The organism is Bacillus sp. AY18-3 (genome assembly GCF_008042305.1).
Classification (GTDB): Bacteria; Bacillota; Bacilli; order Bacillales; family Bacillaceae_G; genus Bacillus_A; species Bacillus_A wiedmannii.
The window spans coordinates 1-20,426 of the sequence record NZ_QKQR01000002.1 but is presented as its reverse complement, the minus strand read 5'-3'; the positions used below and the strand labels follow the sequence as shown (position 1 = coordinate 20,426).

The following is a 20,426-nucleotide window of genomic DNA, read 5'->3' as shown; positions in this document are numbered from 1 at the left end:
GGGGAGATGTAATATATGGAGCAATTAAAAAAGAAAATTTGTGATTATATCGAGAGTCATGAAGAGGAAAGCGTAAAATTTTTAAAACGATTAATTCAAGAAAAAAGCGTATCTGGTGATGAAAGTGGTGCGCAGGCAATTGTGATTGAAAAATTACGTGAGCTAGGTTTAGATCTTGATATTTGGGAACCTTCATTTTCTAAAATGAAAGATCATCCTTATTTTGTATCACCGCGTACAAGTTTTTCAGATAGCCCGAACATAGTGGCAACTTTAAAAGGAAGTGGCGACGGGAAATCTATGATATTAAATGGACATATTGATGTCGTACCAGAAGGAGATGTGAATCAGTGGGACCATCACCCTTATAGTGGTGAGCAAATAGGGAATCGTATATATGGTCGTGGAACAACGGATATGAAAGGCGGCAATGTCGCACTGATGCTTGCGATGGAAGCTATTATTGAATCTGGTATTGAATTAAAAGGAGATATTTATTTTCAAAGTGTAATTGAAGAAGAAAGCGGCGGGGCAGGAACATTAGCGACTATATTACGAGGATATAAAGCAGATGGTGTCATTATTCCAGAACCAACAAATATGAAGTTTTTCCCGAAACAACAAGGGTCCATGTGGTTTCGTCTACATGTGAAAGGCAAAGCAGCACACGGTGGAACGCGTTATGAAGGAGTAAGTGCAATTGAAAAAAGTATGTTTGTTGTAGATCATTTGAGAAAATTGGAAGTGAAGAGAAATGACCGAATTACAGACCCGTTATTTAAAGGAATCCCCATTCCAATTCCAATTAATATTGGGAAAATTGAAGGTGGGAGTTGGCCAAGTTCTGTTCCTGATTCATTAAATTTAGAAGGAAGATGTGGTATTGCGCCGAATGAGACTATAGAGGCAGCAAAAGAAGAGTTCGAGAATTGGATCGCTGAATTAAATAATGTGGACAATTGGTTTGTTGAAAATCCTGTAGAAGTAGAATGGTTTGGAGCGAGATGGGTTCCTGGTGAACTAGAAGAAAATCATGAGTTAATTACGACACTAGAGCATAACTTTGTTGAAATCGAAGGGAATGAACCGATTATTGAAGCATCACCGTGGGGGACTGATGGAGGTTTATTTACACAAATCTCAGGTGTACCAACGATAGTATTTGGTCCAGGAGAGACGAAAGTAGCACATTATCCAAACGAATATATAGAAGTTGATAAAATGATAGCTGCCGCAAAAATTATTGCATGTACATTACTAGATTGGTGTGAGGTGAAAAAATGAAATACTATGAATCTTTTAGAGAACAGACGAATGGCTATACAGTAGAAGGCGTTTTAGACTATTTTAATAAACGTATTCGAGTAGACCACTACACAGGAAATATTCAGAGGGTTATCCAAACAATTGACGAATTAGCAGAGAAGCATTCTTTCACTAAATGTATTATTAAAGGAAAGGGAGAGCATGTTTCTACATGGCTCTCTTTCGGTTTTTTATTGGAAGCAACAATACCGCATTATTTTCAAGGTCACGATGCATACTTCTTCGTGAAATTTATTAATGATGAAAGACGAAATAGTATTCATTGGGCTGAGGAAGATACCATTTTAAGCGGTGTTAAAGCAAAAGAAGTAAAGGAAAAAATAGTACCAGAGAAATTTTTATTAAGAAAAGCGACAGAAGAGGATGCGGAAGAATTAGCGGCTGTCTTTGGAAAAGTATTTGAAGTTTATCCGACTCCTTTAAACGAAGCGAGTTATGTAAAACAAACGATGAAGGAAGACGATACAATATACTATGTGTACGAATTCGAGGGGAAAATAATTAGTACAGCATCTGCAGAAATGAATATAAAAGAAGGAAATGCAGAATTAACGAATTGTGCTACTTTACCCGAATATCGTAAGCATGGGTTTATGAAAAGTTTACTAATTAAGTTAGAAGAAGAACTGCAAGAAAAATCGATTTTCTGCTCCTATACAATTGCTCGATCGCTTTCTTTCGGAATGAATGCGGCCTTTCATCAGTTAGGTTATACGTATACAGGAAGACTGGCGAACAATTGCTACATTTTCGATAAGCTAGAAGATATGAATATATGGGTGAAAGATTTGTCTAAATAGTACGGTATAAAAAATAGAACGGAATCGTCATGCTTATAATCGCATATAGGTATGCCGGAAATTCGGCATGTGATTGCTGAATTTTCGGCAAAAGGGGGGATGACATTGCTAGCAGTTTCGACACAAGAAGTCATTGAAGCGATTTTGGGCAGTATTGATGAGGCTATACACGCAGTAGATGAAAATGGTATTACAATTTTCTATAATACTGTAGCTGCAAAACACGATGGGTCAAAAATTGAAAAAGTGTTAGGAAAACATTTGTTAGAAGCGTTTCCTTCTTTATCTAGGGAAACGAGTACGTTAATGAAAGTGTTAGATACAAAAAAACCAATCGTTCATCAAGTTCAGCATTATCAAAATTTAAATGGGGAAGACATTTGTACAGTAAATACGACGTTACCTATTTTTATAGATGGAAATATTGCTGGGGCTGTTGAAATTGCAAAGGATTATTCCACAGTTCAAAAACTTACGGATACAATTGTAGATTTGCAGTCAAAAATAAAGCGGTCATCTAGAAAAAAAGCAATTAAAAAGCATGTTGCATTTGAGACGATTGTGACGGATGATGCTCGATTTAAACAGACGAAAGAATTAGCACAAAAAGTAGCGCCAACTGATGCAAATGTTTTAATATATGGGGAAACAGGAACAGGGAAAGAGTTATTTGTACAAGCGATTCATGAAGCTTCTAAACGGAAGAACAAGCCATTTATTGCACAAAACTGCGCAGCTTTGCCAGAGTCGCTATTAGAAAGTTTATTGTTCGGAACGACGAAAGGTAGCTATACTGGGGCAATTGAACGAGCGGGATTATTTGAACTTGTAGATGGTGGGACATTGTTTTTAGACGAACTGAATTCAATGCCTCTCGATTTACAAGCGAAAATGCTACGTGTATTAGAAGATGGTGTTATTCGTCGAATTGGTGATAATAAGACGAGAAAAGTAGATGTTCGCGTTATTACTGCAATGAATCAGCCACCAGAAATATGTTTAAGAGAGAATAAAATTCGTACTGATTTATATTATCGATTAAATGTCTTTTCATTGTATATTCCGCCACTACGTGAAAGAACTGAGGATGTCTTATTATTAGCGTCTTATTTTTTGAACGAATATAATAAAAGTTATAAAAAAGGTGTACTTCAAATGGATAAGGAAGCGAAAGAAAGACTACAAGCTTATCAATGGCCTGGCAATGTTCGTGAGCTAAAACATACGATTGAACATGCTGTCATTATTGCAGAAGGGGATACACTAACAGCCAATTGTTTACCGCGTACATTTCGGAAAGAGAATTTGCCAAAGAAGAAGAGCATATTGCCACTTAGAGAAGCACTTCATCAAACAGAAAAGGAATTAATAGATCAAGCGTTAATTGAAACGGAAGGGAATATATTACAAGCTGCAAAAATGTTAGGTATCCCTCGCCAAACGCTTCAATATAAATTGAGTAAGTACGACAAAACCGCCGAATAATTGGCGGTTTTTGTGTGTTTGCACCAATAAAAGAGCGTTTACATATATAAAAAGTAATGAATATGATAGTATGTATGGATTTTATACAGTGCTTACAAATATTTTTTCGTTTATGTAATAGCGTTCACCGTACATTTACTTATCAATAATGTAAAGTTGGCATAACTATTGCTTATATAAAGGATGAGCGTATAAAAAGGGGGAATAGCAATGTTACATGATGTATACAAACCAAATCGTCACTGGAAGGATATCGAGTTGTGGAAGGATGTTACTGAAGAGCAATGGAATGACTGGGTTTGGCAATTAACGAATACGATCAAAACTTTGGATGACTTAAAGAAAGTGATTAATTTAATACCTGAAGAAGAAGAAGGCGTTAAAATTTCAACAAAAACGATCCCGTTAAATATTACACCGTACTATGCTTGGCTAATGAATCCTGATGACCCACGCTGTCCGATTCGGATGCAATCTGTACCGATCTCGGAAGAGTTATATAAAACAAAATATGATTTAGAAGATCCGCTTCATGAAGATGAAGATTCACCAGTTCCAGGTCTAACACATCGTTACCCAGACCGCGTATTGTTCTTAGTAACGAATCAATGTTCTATGTATTGTCGTTACTGTACACGCCGTCGTTTTAGTGGACAAATTGGAATGGGTGTGCCGAAGAAACAATTAGATGATGCAATTGGTTACATTCGTGATACACCACAAGTACGAGATGTATTAATTTCTGGTGGAGACGGTCTTCTTATTAACGATAAAATTTTAGAATATGTATTAAAAAATTTACGAGAGATTCCGCATGTCGAGATTATTCGTATCGGAACGAGAGCGCCGGTAGTATTCCCGCAGCGTATTACAGAAAACTTATGTAACATTATTAAAAAATACCATCCAGTATGGTTAAATACACATTTCAATACTTCTATTGAAATTACAGAGGAATCGAAAAAAGCATGTGAAATGCTAGCGAATGCTGGTGTTCCAGTCGGAAACCAAGCAGTAATTTTAGCTGGTATTAACGACAGCGTTCCAATTATGAAAAAACTTATGCATGACTTAGTAAAAATCCGTGTACGTCCATACTACATTTATCAATGTGATCTATCTGAAGGTATTGGTCATTTCCGTGCACCAGTATCTAAAGGTCTTGAAATTATTGAAGGTTTACGCGGTCATACATCTGGTTATGCGGTTCCAACATTCGTTGTAGATGCACCAGGAGGCGGCGGGAAAATTGCGCTTCAACCAAACTATTTAATTTCGCAAAGTGCAGATAAAGTTGTGCTTCGTAACTTTGAAGGTGTTATTACAACGTATCCAGAGCCAGAGAGCTATATCCCAGGAAGAGCAGAAGGGTACTTTAAAGAAATCTATCCAAACTACGAAGAAAAACGTTCAGATGTTGGTATCGCAGGTCTTATGAGTGATAAGAAATTTAACCTTGTTCCAGACGACTTACAGCGTATGAGCCGTCGTAAAGACTATGAAGATAATGACACTCATGCATCACTAAAAGATAAACGTGATAAGCGTGATCAACTTAAAGATAAAAAGTATCAATCGCAAATGGCTAAATTAGAAGAAAACGACAAAAAAAATGAGGGTGATGCAGTATGAATTGTATGTGGTGTGACAGTACAGAAGCGAAAGAAAGCTTGAATACTGTATATTGGGAATTACCAGATGGTACGAAAGCCATTGAAATCCAAGAGACACCATGCATTTCTTGTTCCTCATGTGGTATGGACTATCAAGCAGATCAAACAGTGAAAGAAATAGAAGATCAATTGTTTCTAATTTATACGAAAGATTTACCAAAACAACTAACATATGAAGAATTAATGGGAAGACCACGTCTATTAAAAAGAAATTATTTCGACTTTTAACCAGCTTTTATGCTGGTTTTTTTCTTTTTTGCCTTGTATAATGTATCCAAGTTAGAAAGGCAGGGAATATTTTTGAAAAAGACATTTTACCACTATATGATGAAGCATCGTGCAGCTTTATTTAGTAATGAAGTATCGAATTTAGCAGAAGCAATGTATGATGATTTAAGCTTTCCAAAGCAATCTGAAGATTATGATGAAATTAGTTCATACTTAGAGTTAAGTGGATTGCTAGAAAGTATGTCTATATTTGATGAAGCTTGGGATTTATACATACAAGAGAGATAAGAACTATATGAATTTTTTGACGTGAAGCTAGTCTATTTGCTAGCTTTTTTTTACGTTGTAAATATTTTTTTTATACGGTGATATTTTTTATTGAAAAAATTTATGAATATACGCTTCTGTGATAAGCGTTTTTATGTAGGTTGCATATACTGTTATCAAAATCACGACGTCAAAAAAAGGAGAGATATAGATGGCGAGAAAAAAGCAACCTAAATATAACGTAGGGGACATAGTCGTGATTACGCTATATGGAACCGTTGGTAAAATCACAAATATGAAGGTTTTAGATGGAGTTTACGTTTACGAAGTCAATAATCACGATGGGTTTTACGTAGAGCAAACGTTGCAGCACGTTTCAGAGCAAGATATGAAAAAAGGTGAAACTGAGTGGATTGAATTAAATTATAATTTCACATTTGGTGATCTCGTGCAAGTAACAGGATACGATAAAGATGTGTTTCGAATTGTTGGTTTTCGTACAGAAGTATGGAGATATAAAAATGACGCATGGGAAGATACTATATACGAATTGTCACGAATTACGGATGGTGAATGGTTAGAAGCGGATGAGTCAGATTTAACGTTACTTGCTAATGCTCAAACGGCAAATGCAATTTTGAAGAAAATGAAACAAGATAAAGCTGGTATGAATAAATTAGATTTAGGAAAATTAAAGTCAATTAACAACTCAAAAAAAGTGAGTGTTAAGACAAATCGTCAAGAGATCATTGATGGATTACTTGATATTTATAACGATTATCAATTGTTATTCGATACATTTAAAGATGAAGAATACAAAATTGTTATGGATGTTGTTCATAATTATTTAGTTAAATTGACAGAGAAAAAATAGTTAACTAGAAAGAGAGAATGAATTGAACAACAACATATGCAGTATAAGGTATGCCTACAATTATTAAAAAAATAAAAAGCCATTTAATAAGAGAGTCTGCCCATTGATCTTCATGCATGAACTCTTCTTTTGTTTGCCCTACTTCTTGTTCTACCTCATATTGGTATTCCATAATTAAATCCCCCTTTTTGATAGCTTGTACTACCATCGTATGCATCTCGTCCAAAGGATATGACCTATAAAAAAAGAAAAACTATTTTTCTAATCTCATATACATAATTTTGAGATTTTTTCATAAAACAGAAATAAAGGAGTGATGCTCATGAAGGAAATTGAGGTCGTAATTGATACGGAAGAGATTGCGGAGTTTTTTTATGAGCAACTAATTGAAAGAGGGTACGTCCCAAAACGAGAAGAAATTGAAGATCTCGCAGATATTACATTTGAGTATTTATTAGAGAAATGTATGATTGATGAAGTTTTTGATGAAGAGGATGAGTGAAAGTAACGGCGGGCTTAACTCGTCGTTTTTTACTCTTTACAAACTTGTCACAAATATATTCGGAAATTATTGGTATAATTAAAAGGAAATTTTACTCAAGAGGTGAAGGGATGTTCAAAAAAATTATTGATTCTTTATTAGGTAGGAAAAAAAATCGTTCGTATTCTAGTAGTGATTATCGCCATAGAGGTCGCTCTTATTCAAGTAGCGATTATAAACGACATTCATCTGGTTATGGGCATCAGCATTATAAAAGAAAACGTAAAAGTCGTAGCTTCTTTTCAAGTAGCTGATGAAATGGCGTCGTATACTAGCTTTATTTGATAGACCACTGCGAAAAAATACAATCGTTGCAGAACGTTATAAAATTGAATCAGTAATTGGAATGGGCAGTTATGGGGTTACATATGTCGTTAATGATTTACAAATAAATAGAAATAAAGTCTTAAAACAATTAAGACAGAGTAAACAAAGGTATGAGTCAGGTAGAAAATCATTTGAACAAGAGAAAATGATTTTACAAACATTAAATCATCATGCAATTCCTAGTTTATATGATCATTTCGTATGGGAGAAAAAAAGCTTTTTCGTGATGGAATATATGCCTGGTAAAAATTTCGAAGATTATATTTTCTTAGATGGGCATGTATATACAGAACGTGAAGTTTTAAAAATTTTATATGAAATATTAGAAATTGTATCGGTGTTTCATAATAAAGGTATAATTCACCGAGATTTACGCATTCCAAACATATTAATGAAAGAAAACCAAATTAGTATTATTGATTTTGGATTAGCTAAATTGAAGGGTGAGGGTGATGAACGAGCTACAGCTTATGAAGGTGAACAAGCTTTGATGCGAGAAGTTCACTTTCGTAGCGATTTTTATGCGCTTGGTCATTTCTCGTTATTTTTATTATATGCAGGCTATGAATCTAATGAAAAACATGAAAAACCATGGTATGACGAATTAACTTTGGAAAATTATAACCGTGAAATGCTTATGCGAATGTTACAAATAAAAACGCCGTACTATGAGAATGTACAAGATTTAAAAAAAGATATAGCTTTTGCTTTAGAAAGGATGGAGGTTCCGTGTTTCAAAAGTTTTTAGCAAGTGTTGGTATTGGTAATGCAAAAGTAGATACAGTTCTTGAAAAAGATGAGTATATTGTTGGAGAAGAGATACTAGGGAAGGTTCATATAACTGGTGGTTCAGTTAGCCAACAAATTGAAAGCATTTACTTAACATTATCGACGTCGTATGTACGAGAAGTGGATGATAAAAAAGTAACAGCAACATATGATTTAGAGCGAGTTCGTTTAACAGAACCTTTTTCTGTTGAGCCGAATGAAAAAATAGAAATTCCATTTTCATTTATAATGCCAGTTGAAACCCCGCTTACACTTGGAATGAAAACAGTTTGGGTGCATACAGGTCTTGATATTAAACGCAGTATAGATCCAAGTGATCGTGATTACATTCAAGTGTTGCCCAATGCACTATTAAATAGTGTGTTAGAGAGTGTAAATCAATTAGGTTTTAAAGCGCGTCATATAGAATGTGAAGAAATACCGTATCGATTACGTAAGCAAGTTCCGTTTGCACAAGAATTTGAGTTTGTTCCTGTTTCCGGAGAGTATTATGGGAAATTAGATGAACTAGAATTATTAATCTTACCAAGCGCTTACGATCGCCTAGAGATTATTATGGAAGTAGACAGAAAATCTCGCGGATTAGCAGGTTTATTTGCAGAAGCGCTTGATCTTGACGAGAAAGTGATTCGCTTTACAGTAACGAATGAAGATATTCAAACAATGCAAGAAAAAATTAACAATTATATTTTTAAATAAACTATGCATAAAAAAGAAATGGAGAGGAAAACTAAAACAACCGCTCCATTTTTTTGTATAGTGAGGTTATGTATGTGAAACGATATCGACATTTATACTTGTTAAGTTTTACGCTACTCATTTGTTTTGTCGTATTATCACTTTCGTATCATACCGCTTGTATTGAGAAATTTGACAATATAGTCGCGCATTTTATTCAAAGCTTTCGAAACGATTACTTGACAGCCTACTTTACTTGGGTATCTTTTATCGGTTCCAAAAGAATATATTTTCCGTTACTCATCATTCTTGTAATGTATTTTCTCGTTAGAAAAAAGTTGCTTAGTGCATTACTTCTAACAATTAATTATTATGGATCTCGTTATTTAAACAGTATGCTTAAACTATGGTACGAACGAGCAAGACCTGATGTAACGCAGCTTGTTACTGCAACTGGATATAGTTTTCCGAGCGGTCATACGATGAATGCTACTGCTTTTTTAGGATTTATTGCATACGTCACAATTACTGAAGAACGTATTACATTGCATAAAAAATTGTTGATTATTTTTATAGCGAGCTTTGTTGTATTATCTATTTCAGTTAGCCGAATATATCTTGGCGTTCACTATCCATCTGACATATTAGCAGGATGGGCAGCTGGCGGTAGCTGGCTCGTTTTATGTGTTATATTTCATAAAGCGTTCATTAAAAAAGAACCTATGTCATAATAGGTTCTTTTTCCATTGGTTCAACATGAATGTGTGCATGGTAAATGCCAAACTTTTTCCGGAGCATAGCCTCGATGTTATCAGTAATACAATGACTTTCACCAACATCCATACGAGCATCTACTTCGATTGTAATATCAACGTACGTTTGATTCCCGTACATACGAGCGCGAATATCTACGATGTTTTCCACGCCACCAATATGTTCAATAGCACCAGCGTACTCTTCCATCTTATCTGGATCGATTCCATCCGTTAACATATGAGAAGCTTCTACGAAAATCTCCCATGCAGTTTTACAAATAATAAGGCCGACAATTAAAGCGGCAATAGGATCTAAAATAGGCATTTGGAACTGCGAACCGACAATACCTACTACTGTACCGATACTTACGAGAGCATCTGATAAATTATCCTTTGCAGCGGCTTCTAATGATTTGCTTTTTGTGCGCGCTGCAATCTTTTTCGTATACAAATACACAAAGTACATAACGACAGCAGAAAATAAGGCTACCCATGCAGCAAGTACATTAGGCGCTACTTGTTTCGGATTTAAAAAAGATTGAATAGCACTAATAATAACTTCTAATCCGACCGTTGCCATAATAAAAGAAGCAACAAGTGATGCAATTTGTTCTGCGCGTGAATGCCCATAAGGATGATCTGGGTCACGAGGTTTACGAGAGATTTTTAGACCAATTAATATCGCTAAAGAAGCACCGATATCCGTTAAGTTATTTAAACCGTCAGCACGTAATGCGCTAGAGAGGGTAATATAACTGATGATAATTTTCATAGAGGATAAAAATATGTAGGCCATAATGCTGACAATAGCACCTTTATCAGCTTCTTTATGAGAAAGAGTATCCATTTTAATCACTCACCTTTCTACAAGGGATTTCTTTCTATAAATAGAGTACCAAACGAAACTCGTGTGGGTCTATACAAACATTGTTGACGTTTTTTAGGTTTTTAAGAAGGGGATAACAAAGTTTCGTGAAGGAAAAATATGTTGTAAAGTGCAAAGTTAGGGTGTGAACGCGATTTGGATCGAGGGGATAGGGAAAAGGATAGATGTATTATGATGAATCCGTATACTACACCGCTCAAAGGTGATTGGGCAAAATAAAAACCCTCTAGAAAATATATTTTAGAGGGTCTTCATCTTAGTATGCTTCTAAAAACTCAGTAACTTGCTCTTCAGTTTTTGCGTTAGCACTATGTAAGTGGCCTAGCTTCTCACCATTTTGATATACAAGTAAACTTGGAATACCCATTACTTGATACTCTTCAGCGATACTTGGGAACTCATCTTTATTAATAGAATACCATTCAAACTTATTGAACTCTTCCATTACATCTCCGATAAAGTTGTCCATACGCACACAATCTGGGCACCATGTAGTAAAGAACTTAACAACTACTGGCTCCTCACTTGCGATGATGTCTTTGAATTCCTGTTCAGATTTGATTTCTTTCATGTTTTGTTTCTCCTTTTTCACTATTAATATTTTTGGTTGTTTAGTTGGTGTATTTGCTGTGAAACGAAAACTTCTAACGAACTTCTAACGAGAGTTTTCATTCTGAATAATTCGTTTGCAAATTGATCCACCGCAGTTTCTTGAAGTCCTGGTACAACAGCTCAGTAAGTGCCCAGCGTGATACCTACTCTTGTTATATCCTAAATGTTTACTTGCAATCTTCGGATGTACACCTTAGGTCCTAGAAACGAATATTAGAAACCTCACTTTTCTTTATAAGCTTTTTCTAGGGTTGTGTCAAACTTCTGAATTGTAAGGTTACTATTATAAGTAGGGTAATTCAAATTGTATTCATGATAGCCATTGCTATAACGTTCTTTTTTTCCTCACATATTTTTATGAGATGTTTATGAAGCGACTGAAATGTAATGCCGGATAAAACAAGCAATCTCTTTCTGGTACTTAGAGAAGGTAAACGGTGGATAATCATTACTCATAAATTTTATGAGTGAATTAAACAACAAGCAGGAAATTCAAAAAAAGATGTAGGGGATGCATGTATGAATTTAGAGGAATCGTTATAAGAACGTATTCGTGAAGTTGTGAGAGAAGAGATTAGGGCGGCGTTATATGAGTTCCAGCAATAATCACAACCCCAAAAAGTAATATGGGTGAAAGAAGCGTGACTAACAAGAGGGGAAATTGCTGCACTGTATAGATTGAAAGAAAAAACATGATGTGGAACGCGAAAGGGATCATAAGAACATCTTAGGAATTATTTAGCGGTTAAGAAGTCAGGGGAATTAGGATGTTGAAATGGGTGAAGAAACAAAAACGCCCACCTTGCATTGTTTGTGAGAAACAAGAAGGTGAGCTTCAATTAAAAGAAACGAATTGGATTTGTGAAAATTGTGCCCAAATTACGCATGAACAAGGTATTGAAAGAGATACCTATACCCTTTATATCTTATTCCATAAATAACAAAGCTGGTGGGCTTCTGATTCAAGAGCTATTAAATGATCATTATTAATAGAGTTATTCGTATACATTCTGTTCTTTTGGATGTTAAGGACAGTATAATTCACATCGTTATATTTATTTGAAAATGTTGATTCATTTAATAATGTCAGTGTTGAGTTGATGTTATATTTATCAATTCGCTCTTTTTTTCCTTTGAAAAATAGTTTAATAAGATGCGGCTCATCATTAATGAGCAAACCGAGTTCAGGTGATGAGCGGACGATTAAATTATCTGATAACCAATGTGATTTACCTGGATCAAACCAAGAGACTTCTTTGTTTTTAATAAATTTTTTGTACTGCTTTATAACATCAATGTAGTTTTGCTTTTTCTTCTGATCAACAGTTTGTACTAATGTTTCAAAACAATCAAAAGGTAGTTCGTTTTTATGAAATTTAATAACAGTTTCTCGTAATTGTTTCCAGTAATCAAAAACCGGGTGATATTCAGGTTGAGATTTTAAATTCTTTACAAAATTTGTTTTAGCTGCACTACTTTTCAGTGTGAAGTCTAAAAATTGTGTAAGTCCCACTTTAATTTCCGCCATGTTACACCTCCTTTCCAAATGTTACTAATTCAATATTGGAAAGGGAAATCCTGCATTTTTAAGGAGGTGAACTAGATGCTAGAAAAACCGATGTTCATACACAATGGTAATTGTAAAGCTGATTCGCAAAAATGACGAAAATCCCAATTTATTTTATATATTCAGCCACGGTGTGTGAGTGCTGTGGCTTTTGTATTTCTTATTGAGCTTGGTATTCATGGAATACTTTCTAAGAGGAGGAAACTGGAATGGATCTACACCCACTAAATGATAATAATCCGAAAAAAGCATTGGAAGGGTTTTTAAAAGCAGTGGAGAAAGCCCAGAAAGAAGAGAATGAAAAATCAAAGAAAGCAAATAAAGAAGATGAGTGAAGCGCGCTATCGTTAAAATGACGAATAACGTGCTTTTTTATTTTTTTCATAAAGCGCATGCATATTCATGGATTTACAGATATTTGTTACGTGGGCATAGTGTTTTTGATAAATAATATTATGGAAATAAACGGAAATGAAATTATATGAAAAAAGGTCCTGTTGTTTCCAACAGGACCTTTCCTAAAATGGCAAAGAGTAACTCTTACCTTACTCTTCTCGTATATAATACATGAAAAAGATAGATGTGTATACAACAAGAAATCCCAATATAATTATTTGAATATAGTGTTTAAGAATAATAAGGTGGAATTTTAAATAAGGAATTAAATTACAAATGTTGATTTATCAGGTGATTCAAATGAATTTCTATCAAATTGTAGTTAATAAAGTGATATTGAGATAATAAGATATGTAATTTTGCATACCAGATTTTTAAAGCGAACAAGGGTATGGAATATTTAAATAATACGGAAGTTGAGGGAGAGTAATACTAAAATTTCATTTGTTTTTTACTGTAATAAATAAATTTATTTGAATAGAAGCGAAAAATAGAGGTTTGCCTTAGTCATTTATGAAAGTCAAGAATATTTATAACCATAGGAGTAAATACACAGGTCCGATTTTTGTAATGATGGAGGGCATTGATATGGACATAACTCAAAGTATGGCAAGAATAGTGGTAAATGGAAAGGATCTTCCGTTTATTTCAGTTAGAACTTCTGTATGGAATCAAGGACCTGTAAATGATTTAATTGTTTCGACAAACTTGAGAGCCGAGGAGCTTTATCAGTTTATGTGGTCACAAGTGCCAGTAATGCTTGCGATGTATTTTCTTCAAGGAGCGGACTTAATGCGGTTTGCTAGAATTAATGGGATTAATCAAAGTGTAACGGGAGAATATATATATCATTTCTCTTGGGGATAAAACGAATGTAAAGTAGCTTAACAGCTGCTTTTTTATTTTATAAAAGAATTTTAGAAGATTAGAAAATATGATTAGAGCGTGATATAGATAATTTGTGACTGTTTTTCACGTTCGTAAAGTTAAGCAGTTACTTCATTTCATACAAGGGGGACTTTGAATATGAAGTTTTTAAGGAACGAAAAAACAGAGAGACATATATTTTTGTCTCTCTGTTTTTTTTATTCACAAATAGTTCCAGTTGCTATACCAGTTGGAGCAACGCCTACTGGAACAGTATCTATAACCATATTTGTAGCAGTATTGATAACAGAAACAGTATTGCTACCTTGGTTTGTAACGTAGGCGAGAGTGCCATCTGGTATGATGGTTACTTGATCCGGGGATAAGGCAACAGGAATTGTATTAATTACAGTATTTGTCGCCACGCTTATTACTGATACATTATTACTAACTTTATTTACAACGTAAATACGTGTGCCATCTGGTGTAATATCTATACCAACCGGTTCAGTACCTACGTTAATTGTATTAATTACGGAATTAGTAGCGGTGTCAATAACAGAAACAGTATTGCTGTTTTGATTTGTGACATAGGCACGAGTGCCATCTAGTGTAAAGACGATTATTCTAGGACGAATGCCAACAGGAATAGTAGCGCTAACTGTATTAGTAGCAGTATTAATAACAGAAATTGTGTTGCTTAATTCGTTTGCGACATATGCAAAGGTTCCATTTGGAGAAACGGTGATTCCTTGCGGAGCGTTACCAACAGGAATGGTAGCAACAACTGTGTTAGTAGCAGCATTTATAACAGAAACAGTATTATTACCGTGATTTCCAACATAAACAGTTGTATTATTTGGAGAAACAGCTACACCAATCGGGTCGCTTCCAACAGGAATGGTAGCGATAACAGAATTTGTAGAAGTATTAATAACGGATACGGTATCAGAAAAAATATTAGTAACATAAGCGCGAGTCCCATTTGGTGAAACGGTTACTTCAAGAGGAGCATTATCTACAGCAATTGTAGCAACAACTGTATTTGTTCCGGTATTAATTACAGATACTGTATCATCTGTGGGATCGTCTATGGCCCCTGCGTTTGTAACATAAACAAGGAAATTACATGCAGGTCCAGTGGGGCCGGTTGGCCCAGTCGGTCCCGTAGGTCCTGTTGGACACTCACAATCTCCAGTCGGTTCCGGTCCTTGAATACCTTGCACACCTTGAGGTCCAGTCGGCCCTTCTGGTCCTTCCGGTCCTTGAATACCTTGCACACCTTGAGGTCCAGTCGGCCCTTCGAGTCCTTCCGGCCCTTGAATGCCTTGCACACCTTGAGGTCCAGTAGCTCCTTCTGGTCCTTCCGGCCCTTGAATTCCTTGTACTCCCTGAGGTCCAGTCGGTCCTGGGGGTCCAGGAACTCCCATTCCAGTCCCAGAGCCAGTGGGTCCAGGTGGCCCAGGTGGTCCTTGAAGCCCTTGCACACCTTGGGGTCCAGTCGGTCCTTCCGGTCCTTCTGGCCCTTGAAGCCCTTCCACGCCTTGAGGTCCAGTAGCTCCTGCAAGTCCTTCCGGTCCTTGAAGCCCTTGCACACCTTGAGGACCAGTAGCTCCTTCTGGTCCTTCTGGCCCTTGAATTCCTTGCACACCTTGAGGACCAGTAGCTCCTTTAGGTCCTGAAAATCCTCTAGGTCCTGTCGCTCCAGTAGGACCGGGTATTCCGATAATATTTAATAGAGAACTATTCAATATTCCTTGCAAAATTAAGTTGAATGTTTGTTGTAACAATGGGTCCGATATATTGGAACAACTAATGAGCGAAGATAAATTTTGGAATAAAAATTGGAATAACGCAGAGATTTGAGTAAGAGATGCAGTGGGCAAAGAATTGATTAATTGAGTGATAGTTCGTATAACTAAATTTTTATTTGGAGTATTTGGTTGTACTGCAATGATTAAATCATTTAACGCTTGTAATGATGATTGGAGTATTTGTATAGTTGTCGGATTTGGCGTGGTAAAGAAAGAAAGGATAGCTTGATTTAATTGGTTAATTAGGGACAATAATTCTTGTTGCTGAGAAGATGAGAAGAAAACAGGTGTACAACAATTAGTTTGATCGCAAGAGGATATAGAAATAAAACAGGGGAATTGGAATTTTTCGCACGGATCGTTTGAGTTTTGATTATTTTTCATAATTACCTCCTTTTTAAAATTTTATAATCGTTAAGTATGCCTTAAGCATTTGTAAGTATTTGTGTAATGTTCAGGAATATTTTTCTTCTAAGTATATGTTTAGAAAAACGAGACGTTCTTATGGGATGTATAATCAATAATTGGTTATTAACAGAAAGTGTAAGTAAGACTAGAAAACAATATGGAAATATATTTTTATTAACTTAAAACATAAAAAGAGTAATTTATTAAGTGTTCTAGTGAAGAAGTCATCTATTTGCAAAAACTGCTTAGTTTAATAGGGAAAGTAATATAAATAGATATCTATGTTTGAATTTTTAACAGGTAGATGTGGGATTGAATAAGATGAAAGTAATTACTTAATGTTGGGATAGGTTATAAATGGAGAACCAACTAAAAGAAATATTTGGTGCATTGATAGCAGCTATAGGTACAATAACTGCCGCTATTGGAAGTACACCTTTTTATTTTATAAGCAGTAATGTAAGGAAAGATTTGAGTGTATACGGGAACGTATTACAAGCAGTTGGAAATGCTTTAGAGGCTGATGGTCAAGGGGAAATATCTCTTGAAAAAATCGGGAATGAAATTCAATCAATTGGTAATGTAACTGTAATATCTGGATTGGTTATTGAGTTTAAAGATGAAACAAAAATTAAATTAGTGATTGCTGGGAATTGGACACAGGCTTTAGGAGGACTTACAGCATTAGCAGATGAATTTGAGGATACTTCAGATAAAGATGAATATTTAAATATAGTAGGAAACTTAATGCAAGCTATAGGGAATTCATTGCAAGCAATTGGAGGTATTTATGAACTGAAAACTAATAGAGAAGAGAGACAGTATGGTAAAGGAAATCGATTAAATGATATTGAAAAAAATTCAAACATTCAAGTGAATAGCGAACCGAATGAAAAAAATAAAGAAGGACAACTGATAGAAATAACAGGAAGTTGGATACAAGCCGTAGGGTCCGTAATTTCATTAATTGGACAAATACGTGAAGAAAGTGAGGAGTTGGAAGGGAGCGATTGATAGACTAGCTTAAAAAATTAAAATGTAACTATTTTCTAAAATGACAATGAGTAATTTTCACCTTGTTTTTTGATGAACCATTTTTATATGAAAATCATATAATATATTGTAGGACAAGCAACCAGTTTATAATCTATTAAATAATCCAAGAGCTTACCTTATATATATATCTTCGCATCTACTGATCTAGATGCTCTTTTTTTATTGAACAAAACACCCATTTGGAAAGGAGGTTAATAATGGGAGTGACATTAGAAGAATTAGAAAAGTGTTATAATAAAGCCTTTATTGAGGGAGCAGAGTACGTAGCTGTTCAGATTGAAATGGATGGATTTCATAGCGATGAAGTAATTATTAACGACAAATACAGTATAGATTCTAAATTAAAGTATTATAAGAAAACATACAATGAAAATTTAGAACATAGATGGATTCCAGGGATTCGTATTGTAGGTTTTGCATATGGCTATTCGTTCTCAGAAATTCTACATGAATTAGGGTTGCTAGTGAAGAAATGATTAAACAAATAGCAGTTATTTTACGCGATGCCGTGCTTTTAGTGGTGTCTTTTTTTGTTGTGAAGGAAAGATATGAATAAAAAAGAGAGCCTAAGCTCTCTTTTGAATAGATACCTAACGTTTATGCACAGATTGGAATTCCTAATGCTATTAAGGTCAATGCTACTTGAAGAGAAAGTTCTAATCTAGCAATTTCGATTCCAGCGACTGAGACCACTAAAAGAGGTTGTCCATTAACGAACAAAACACAGCTTTCCATACTTTCGCCTCCTTCCGAGTAATCTAATATAGTATATGAATAAAATTCAAATACGTAATAGTAATATTAATGGATTTAATAGAAATTGATAATTTAACCTATGGTATAAAAAAATTAAGTAGACTAATACCTGATTTATTAACACTATATATGAAGGACAAGAATATATTAGGAGTATATAACAACGTAGGAGTGGTAAATATGTTCTTTGCAAAGTTACGCGGTAGGAATGAAGTTCCACTAGTAGAAACAGGTGCTCGAGGAGAGGCTTTCTTTAAATTAAGCCCGGACAAGCTTAGCTTAAAATTCAAGCTAGATTTATTCGATATAGAGGATGTAGTAGCTGCCCATCTGCATCTTGGGTCAAAAGGAACGAACGGTCCTGTTGTAGCTTTTTTATTTGGACCTATAACAAATCCAGTTTCAATAGAGTGTGCAACTCTTACGGGAATGATTACTCAAGAAGATTTGGTCGGGCCGTTAGCGGGTCAAACATTAGGTACTCTTGTAAATGAAATCATATCTGGAAACATATATATTAATGTTCATACAGTACAACATTCTAATGGTGAAATACGAGGACAATTGAATTATTGTTAATGAATAAAAGTAGTGAAAAATAAAGCATCCGTTTAGGGTGTTTTTATTTTGTGAAGGTTGTATAGATAAGTAATCTATTTTTAGTAATCTTAAACATTCATTTCTAAAATTTTGAAAGTAGTCGAATTTAAAAAATAGTTATCAGAAACTTGTTAATGAAATGCCCCTTCAAAAATTAAATTAGTATTAGTAGATGAACCTTGTAAATGAAATATGAAAGTGTAACAGATAATAAAAATCTTTAAACCTAATCAAAGCTAATAGATTAACTCTCCGCACCCACTGAAATAAAGAATCATAACATAACTTGTAATTACTTTTAGGGAAGTGAGATGAAAGTAATGTTTTATTCTTATTTTGCTACTCAAGCTGGTATGCGACCAGCGTATGGTACATCAATAACGTTTAGTGGAGCACAAAGTACAGTTCAAGCTGTTCAACAAGCATTACAAATGCAACAACAAATGCAAATGCAGCAACAAGGTATCCAGCCGTATTATTCATCTATGGAGTATTTTTACCCAGTGCATCAAATCACACCGTATGGAAGTTCTTTTCTTACTATCCTATATGGAACTGTATTTAATCTATAAATTGAAAGTTTAATCAGTAGGGGGCAGGTATCCCAAACCGAAATTCATCTCCCATCGAGCGCTGGGCTATCGCCCTTCATACGCCTTTGGAAGGAGAGTTTTTTCGGTAAATTCGTTAAATTTGAATGGATTGCACTATACATCTAGGTTGTGTTTTTATTAATATGTTTTCCTCTCAAGTGTATATAAATAGGCGATAAGTATAGTGCTAAAACAATAGCTCGTCCAAACATTGCGAATCCCCCTTACATAATATGTAGTAATAAGCATGAAAGGGGAACTAGCATGTCTTGCTATTACTACTGTAAGTATTGTAAAGAGTATAAAAAGAAACAGCATGATTGTTGTAAGAGCACGAGTAAGTGTAATGACAACGAGGAGAAGCTTGTTAGGGCATCTGCATTTAGAGCTAGAAATACGGTGAATCAAACGGTTCCTGCCAATACTTTTGTAAAGGTATTGTTCCAAAATGAACAATTTGATTTAGCAAATGAGTATAATCCAGTAACGTCTATTTTTATTCTGAAGACTAGGGGAGTTTACTCTATTATTGGAACGATTGGTTTCTTTCCAAACGATCCTAGTTTAAATTATAGAGCTCGTGTAGAAATTCGTGTAAATGGAAACGCAGCAATAGCTATAGATAATGACTTTTTCGGTCCAATAGGTTTTGGAAATGTAGTAAGTGTTTCGACGATTATTCAATTGAATGAAGGAGATCAAGTTGAGGTTTATGCACAAAGTAGCATAGACGGAGTTTTAAGTCCTTCAGAAGACGGCTCACATTTTGAAGCTGCAAGATTCCCTTCTCCAATTAAATAAAGTCGAGTAAACAAAAGAGAAAGAATAATCCTCACCGAAATGGTGGGGATATTTTATTCTATTGAAAATAGTAACAGTTTGTCCAAACTATTCTAATCTATATTGCATAGTATGTAATAATAAATTTAAAGGGGGACTTACTACGTCTTGTTATTACTGTAAGTATTGTAAAGATTATAAAAAGAAAAGTCATGATTGCTTTAGAAAAAATAGTCAATGTGATAGAAAGTATGTAAAAGTGAATTGTTGTGATGATAAGAAAGAAAAGCTTGTAAGGGCGTCTGCATTTAGAGCTGTTAATACAATGAATCAACCTGTTCCGGAAAA

The 20,426-nt window shown here is 34.9% G+C and carries 26 protein-coding genes and 1 pseudogene; 21 read left to right on the top strand and 6 right to left on the bottom strand.

Features of this window, described 5'->3' with window-relative positions; genetic code table 11:
* Positions 1–15: 15 nt before the first annotated feature.
* The 7 genes from DM800_RS00700 (at position 16) to DM800_RS00670 (ending at position 6,653) form a co-directional block, all read left to right on the top strand.
* Entirely contained in the window at positions 16–1,284 is a 1,269-nt protein-coding gene (locus tag DM800_RS00700; RefSeq protein WP_075311881.1) for a peptidase, read from the top strand.
* Positions 1,281–2,126 carry a putative beta-lysine N-acetyltransferase gene (gene ablB, locus DM800_RS00695; protein ID WP_098133856.1) on the top strand — a complete coding sequence of 282 codons (846 nt, stop codon included), beginning with the start codon at positions 1,281–1,283 and terminating at the stop codon, positions 2,124–2,126. Before DM800_RS00700 ends, ablB begins: the two co-directional genes overlap by 4 nt.
* Positions 2,127–2,225: 99 nt before the next feature.
* Complete coding sequence (gene rocR, locus DM800_RS00690; RefSeq protein WP_097857142.1) at positions 2,226–3,611, top strand: arginine utilization transcriptional regulator RocR; 1,386 nt, start codon at positions 2,226–2,228, stop codon at positions 3,609–3,611.
* 210 nt (positions 3,612–3,821) lie between these two features.
* Positions 3,822–5,243: a lysine 2,3-aminomutase gene (gene kamA / locus DM800_RS00685; RefSeq protein WP_000902134.1), complete on the top strand. Its 1,422-nt coding sequence runs from the start codon at positions 3,822–3,824 to the stop codon at positions 5,241–5,243.
* Entirely contained in the window at positions 5,240–5,512 is a 273-nt protein-coding gene (locus tag DM800_RS00680) for a YokU family protein (RefSeq protein WP_000995761.1), read from the top strand. Before kamA ends, DM800_RS00680 begins: the two co-directional genes overlap by 4 nt.
* A gap of 72 nt (positions 5,513–5,584) precedes the next feature.
* On the top strand, positions 5,585–5,800 hold the full coding sequence (locus DM800_RS00675) for a YozE family protein (protein WP_000750728.1): 216 nt from the start codon (positions 5,585–5,587) through the stop codon (positions 5,798–5,800).
* A 190-nt stretch (positions 5,801–5,990) separates the two neighbouring features.
* Positions 5,991–6,653 carry a hypothetical protein gene (locus tag DM800_RS00670; RefSeq protein ID WP_000101496.1) on the top strand — a complete coding sequence of 221 codons (663 nt, stop codon included), beginning with the start codon at positions 5,991–5,993 and terminating at the stop codon, positions 6,651–6,653.
* Between the two features lie 4 nt (positions 6,654–6,657).
* Here the strand turns inward: DM800_RS00670 and DM800_RS00665 are convergent, their stop codons facing one another.
* The gene (locus DM800_RS00665; protein ID WP_000456535.1) at positions 6,658–6,825 is read right to left on the bottom strand and encodes a DUF3930 family protein; all 168 of its coding nucleotides are present in this window, start codon (positions 6,823–6,825) and stop codon (positions 6,658–6,660) included.
* 150 nt (positions 6,826–6,975) lie between these two features.
* Between DM800_RS00665 and DM800_RS00660 the strand changes: the two genes are divergently transcribed.
* The 5 genes from DM800_RS00660 (at position 6,976) to DM800_RS00640 (ending at position 9,719) form a co-directional block, all read left to right on the top strand.
* Entirely contained in the window at positions 6,976–7,155 is a 180-nt protein-coding gene (locus DM800_RS00660; RefSeq protein WP_000658451.1) for a YozD family protein, read from the top strand.
* 110 nt (positions 7,156–7,265) lie between these two features.
* On the top strand, positions 7,266–7,448 hold the full coding sequence (locus tag DM800_RS00655) for a hypothetical protein (RefSeq protein WP_142329952.1): 183 nt from the start codon (positions 7,266–7,268) through the stop codon (positions 7,446–7,448).
* Positions 7,448–8,269 carry a serine/threonine protein kinase gene (locus DM800_RS00650; RefSeq protein WP_088063277.1) on the top strand — a complete coding sequence of 274 codons (822 nt, stop codon included), beginning with the start codon at positions 7,448–7,450 and terminating at the stop codon, positions 8,267–8,269. Before DM800_RS00655 ends, DM800_RS00650 begins: the two co-directional genes overlap by 1 nt.
* Entirely contained in the window at positions 8,251–9,009 is a 759-nt protein-coding gene (locus DM800_RS00645) for a sporulation protein (RefSeq protein WP_147786209.1), read from the top strand. Before DM800_RS00650 ends, DM800_RS00645 begins: the two co-directional genes overlap by 19 nt.
* Positions 9,010–9,083: 74 nt before the next feature.
* Positions 9,084–9,719, top strand: a complete 636-nt coding sequence (locus DM800_RS00640; RefSeq protein ID WP_000833364.1) for a phosphatase PAP2 family protein — start codon at positions 9,084–9,086, stop codon at positions 9,717–9,719.
* Here DM800_RS00640 and DM800_RS00635 read toward each other — a convergent pair.
* Together DM800_RS00635 and DM800_RS00630 are read right to left on the bottom strand one after the other, a co-directional pair.
* On the bottom strand, positions 9,709–10,590 hold the full coding sequence (locus DM800_RS00635; RefSeq protein ID WP_142291726.1) for a cation diffusion facilitator family transporter: 882 nt from the start codon (positions 10,588–10,590) through the stop codon (positions 9,709–9,711). The two genes, DM800_RS00640 and DM800_RS00635, sit on opposite strands and share 11 nt — an antisense overlap.
* A gap of 295 nt (positions 10,591–10,885) precedes the next feature.
* Positions 10,886–11,200: a thioredoxin family protein gene (locus DM800_RS00630; RefSeq protein ID WP_000658777.1), complete on the bottom strand. Its 315-nt coding sequence runs from the start codon at positions 11,198–11,200 to the stop codon at positions 10,886–10,888.
* 808 nt (positions 11,201–12,008) lie between these two features.
* On the opposite strand from DM800_RS00630, the gene DM800_RS29050 reads away from it, so the two are divergent.
* The gene (locus DM800_RS29050) at positions 12,009–12,182 is read left to right on the top strand and encodes a hypothetical protein (RefSeq protein WP_170968428.1); all 174 of its coding nucleotides are present in this window, start codon (positions 12,009–12,011) and stop codon (positions 12,180–12,182) included.
* Here DM800_RS29050 and DM800_RS00620 read toward each other — a convergent pair.
* Positions 12,161–12,769 (bottom strand): hypothetical protein, encoded by a 609-nt coding sequence (locus DM800_RS00620; protein ID WP_088063281.1) that lies wholly within the window; start codon positions 12,767–12,769, stop codon positions 12,161–12,163. The two genes, DM800_RS29050 and DM800_RS00620, sit on opposite strands and share 22 nt — an antisense overlap.
* Before the next feature lie 248 nt (positions 12,770–13,017).
* On the opposite strand from DM800_RS00620, the gene DM800_RS29495 reads away from it, so the two are divergent.
* Together DM800_RS29495 and DM800_RS00615 are read left to right on the top strand one after the other, a co-directional pair.
* Positions 13,018–13,143, top strand: a complete 126-nt coding sequence (locus DM800_RS29495; RefSeq protein ID WP_255288454.1) for a hypothetical protein — start codon at positions 13,018–13,020, stop codon at positions 13,141–13,143.
* Positions 13,144–13,717: 574 nt separating this feature from the next.
* Positions 13,718–14,071 carry a hypothetical protein gene (locus tag DM800_RS00615; protein WP_088063282.1) on the top strand — a complete coding sequence of 118 codons (354 nt, stop codon included), beginning with the start codon at positions 13,718–13,720 and terminating at the stop codon, positions 14,069–14,071.
* Positions 14,072–14,289: 218 nt separating this feature from the next.
* On the opposite strand, the gene DM800_RS00610 is transcribed toward DM800_RS00615, so the two are convergent.
* Positions 14,290–16,269, bottom strand: coding sequence for a collagen-like repeat preface domain-containing protein (locus DM800_RS00610; protein WP_147786208.1), 1,980 nt, complete (start codon positions 16,267–16,269; stop codon positions 14,290–14,292).
* 381 nt (positions 16,270–16,650) lie between these two features.
* Between DM800_RS00610 and DM800_RS00605 the strand changes: the two genes are divergently transcribed.
* Together DM800_RS00605 and DM800_RS00600 are read left to right on the top strand one after the other, a co-directional pair.
* Positions 16,651–17,307, top strand: a complete 657-nt coding sequence (locus tag DM800_RS00605; RefSeq protein WP_147786207.1) for a DUF6944 family repetitive protein — start codon at positions 16,651–16,653, stop codon at positions 17,305–17,307.
* A gap of 239 nt (positions 17,308–17,546) precedes the next feature.
* Positions 17,547–17,825, top strand: a complete 279-nt coding sequence (locus tag DM800_RS00600; RefSeq protein ID WP_000539238.1) for a hypothetical protein — start codon at positions 17,547–17,549, stop codon at positions 17,823–17,825.
* A 121-nt stretch (positions 17,826–17,946) separates the two neighbouring features.
* On the opposite strand, the gene DM800_RS00595 is transcribed toward DM800_RS00600, so the two are convergent.
* Positions 17,947–18,084: a DUF3956 family protein gene (locus tag DM800_RS00595; RefSeq protein WP_000443219.1), complete on the bottom strand. Its 138-nt coding sequence runs from the start codon at positions 18,082–18,084 to the stop codon at positions 17,947–17,949.
* A 201-nt stretch (positions 18,085–18,285) separates the two neighbouring features.
* Between DM800_RS00595 and DM800_RS00590 the strand changes: the two genes are divergently transcribed.
* The 4 genes and pseudogenes from DM800_RS00590 to DM800_RS00570 form a co-directional block, all read left to right on the top strand.
* Positions 18,286–18,684 carry a CHRD domain-containing protein gene (locus DM800_RS00590; RefSeq protein WP_147786206.1) on the top strand — a complete coding sequence of 133 codons (399 nt, stop codon included), beginning with the start codon at positions 18,286–18,288 and terminating at the stop codon, positions 18,682–18,684.
* A gap of 341 nt (positions 18,685–19,025) precedes the next feature.
* Complete coding sequence (locus DM800_RS00585) at positions 19,026–19,277, top strand: DUF3947 family protein (RefSeq protein ID WP_147786333.1); 252 nt, start codon at positions 19,026–19,028, stop codon at positions 19,275–19,277.
* Between the two features lie 285 nt (positions 19,278–19,562).
* Positions 19,563–20,099, top strand: a complete 537-nt coding sequence (locus DM800_RS00575; protein WP_147786205.1) for a C1q-like domain-containing protein — start codon at positions 19,563–19,565, stop codon at positions 20,097–20,099.
* Positions 20,100–20,205: 106 nt separating this feature from the next.
* A pseudogene (locus DM800_RS00570) lies at positions 20,206–20,426 on the top strand (hypothetical protein); the annotation flags it as partial.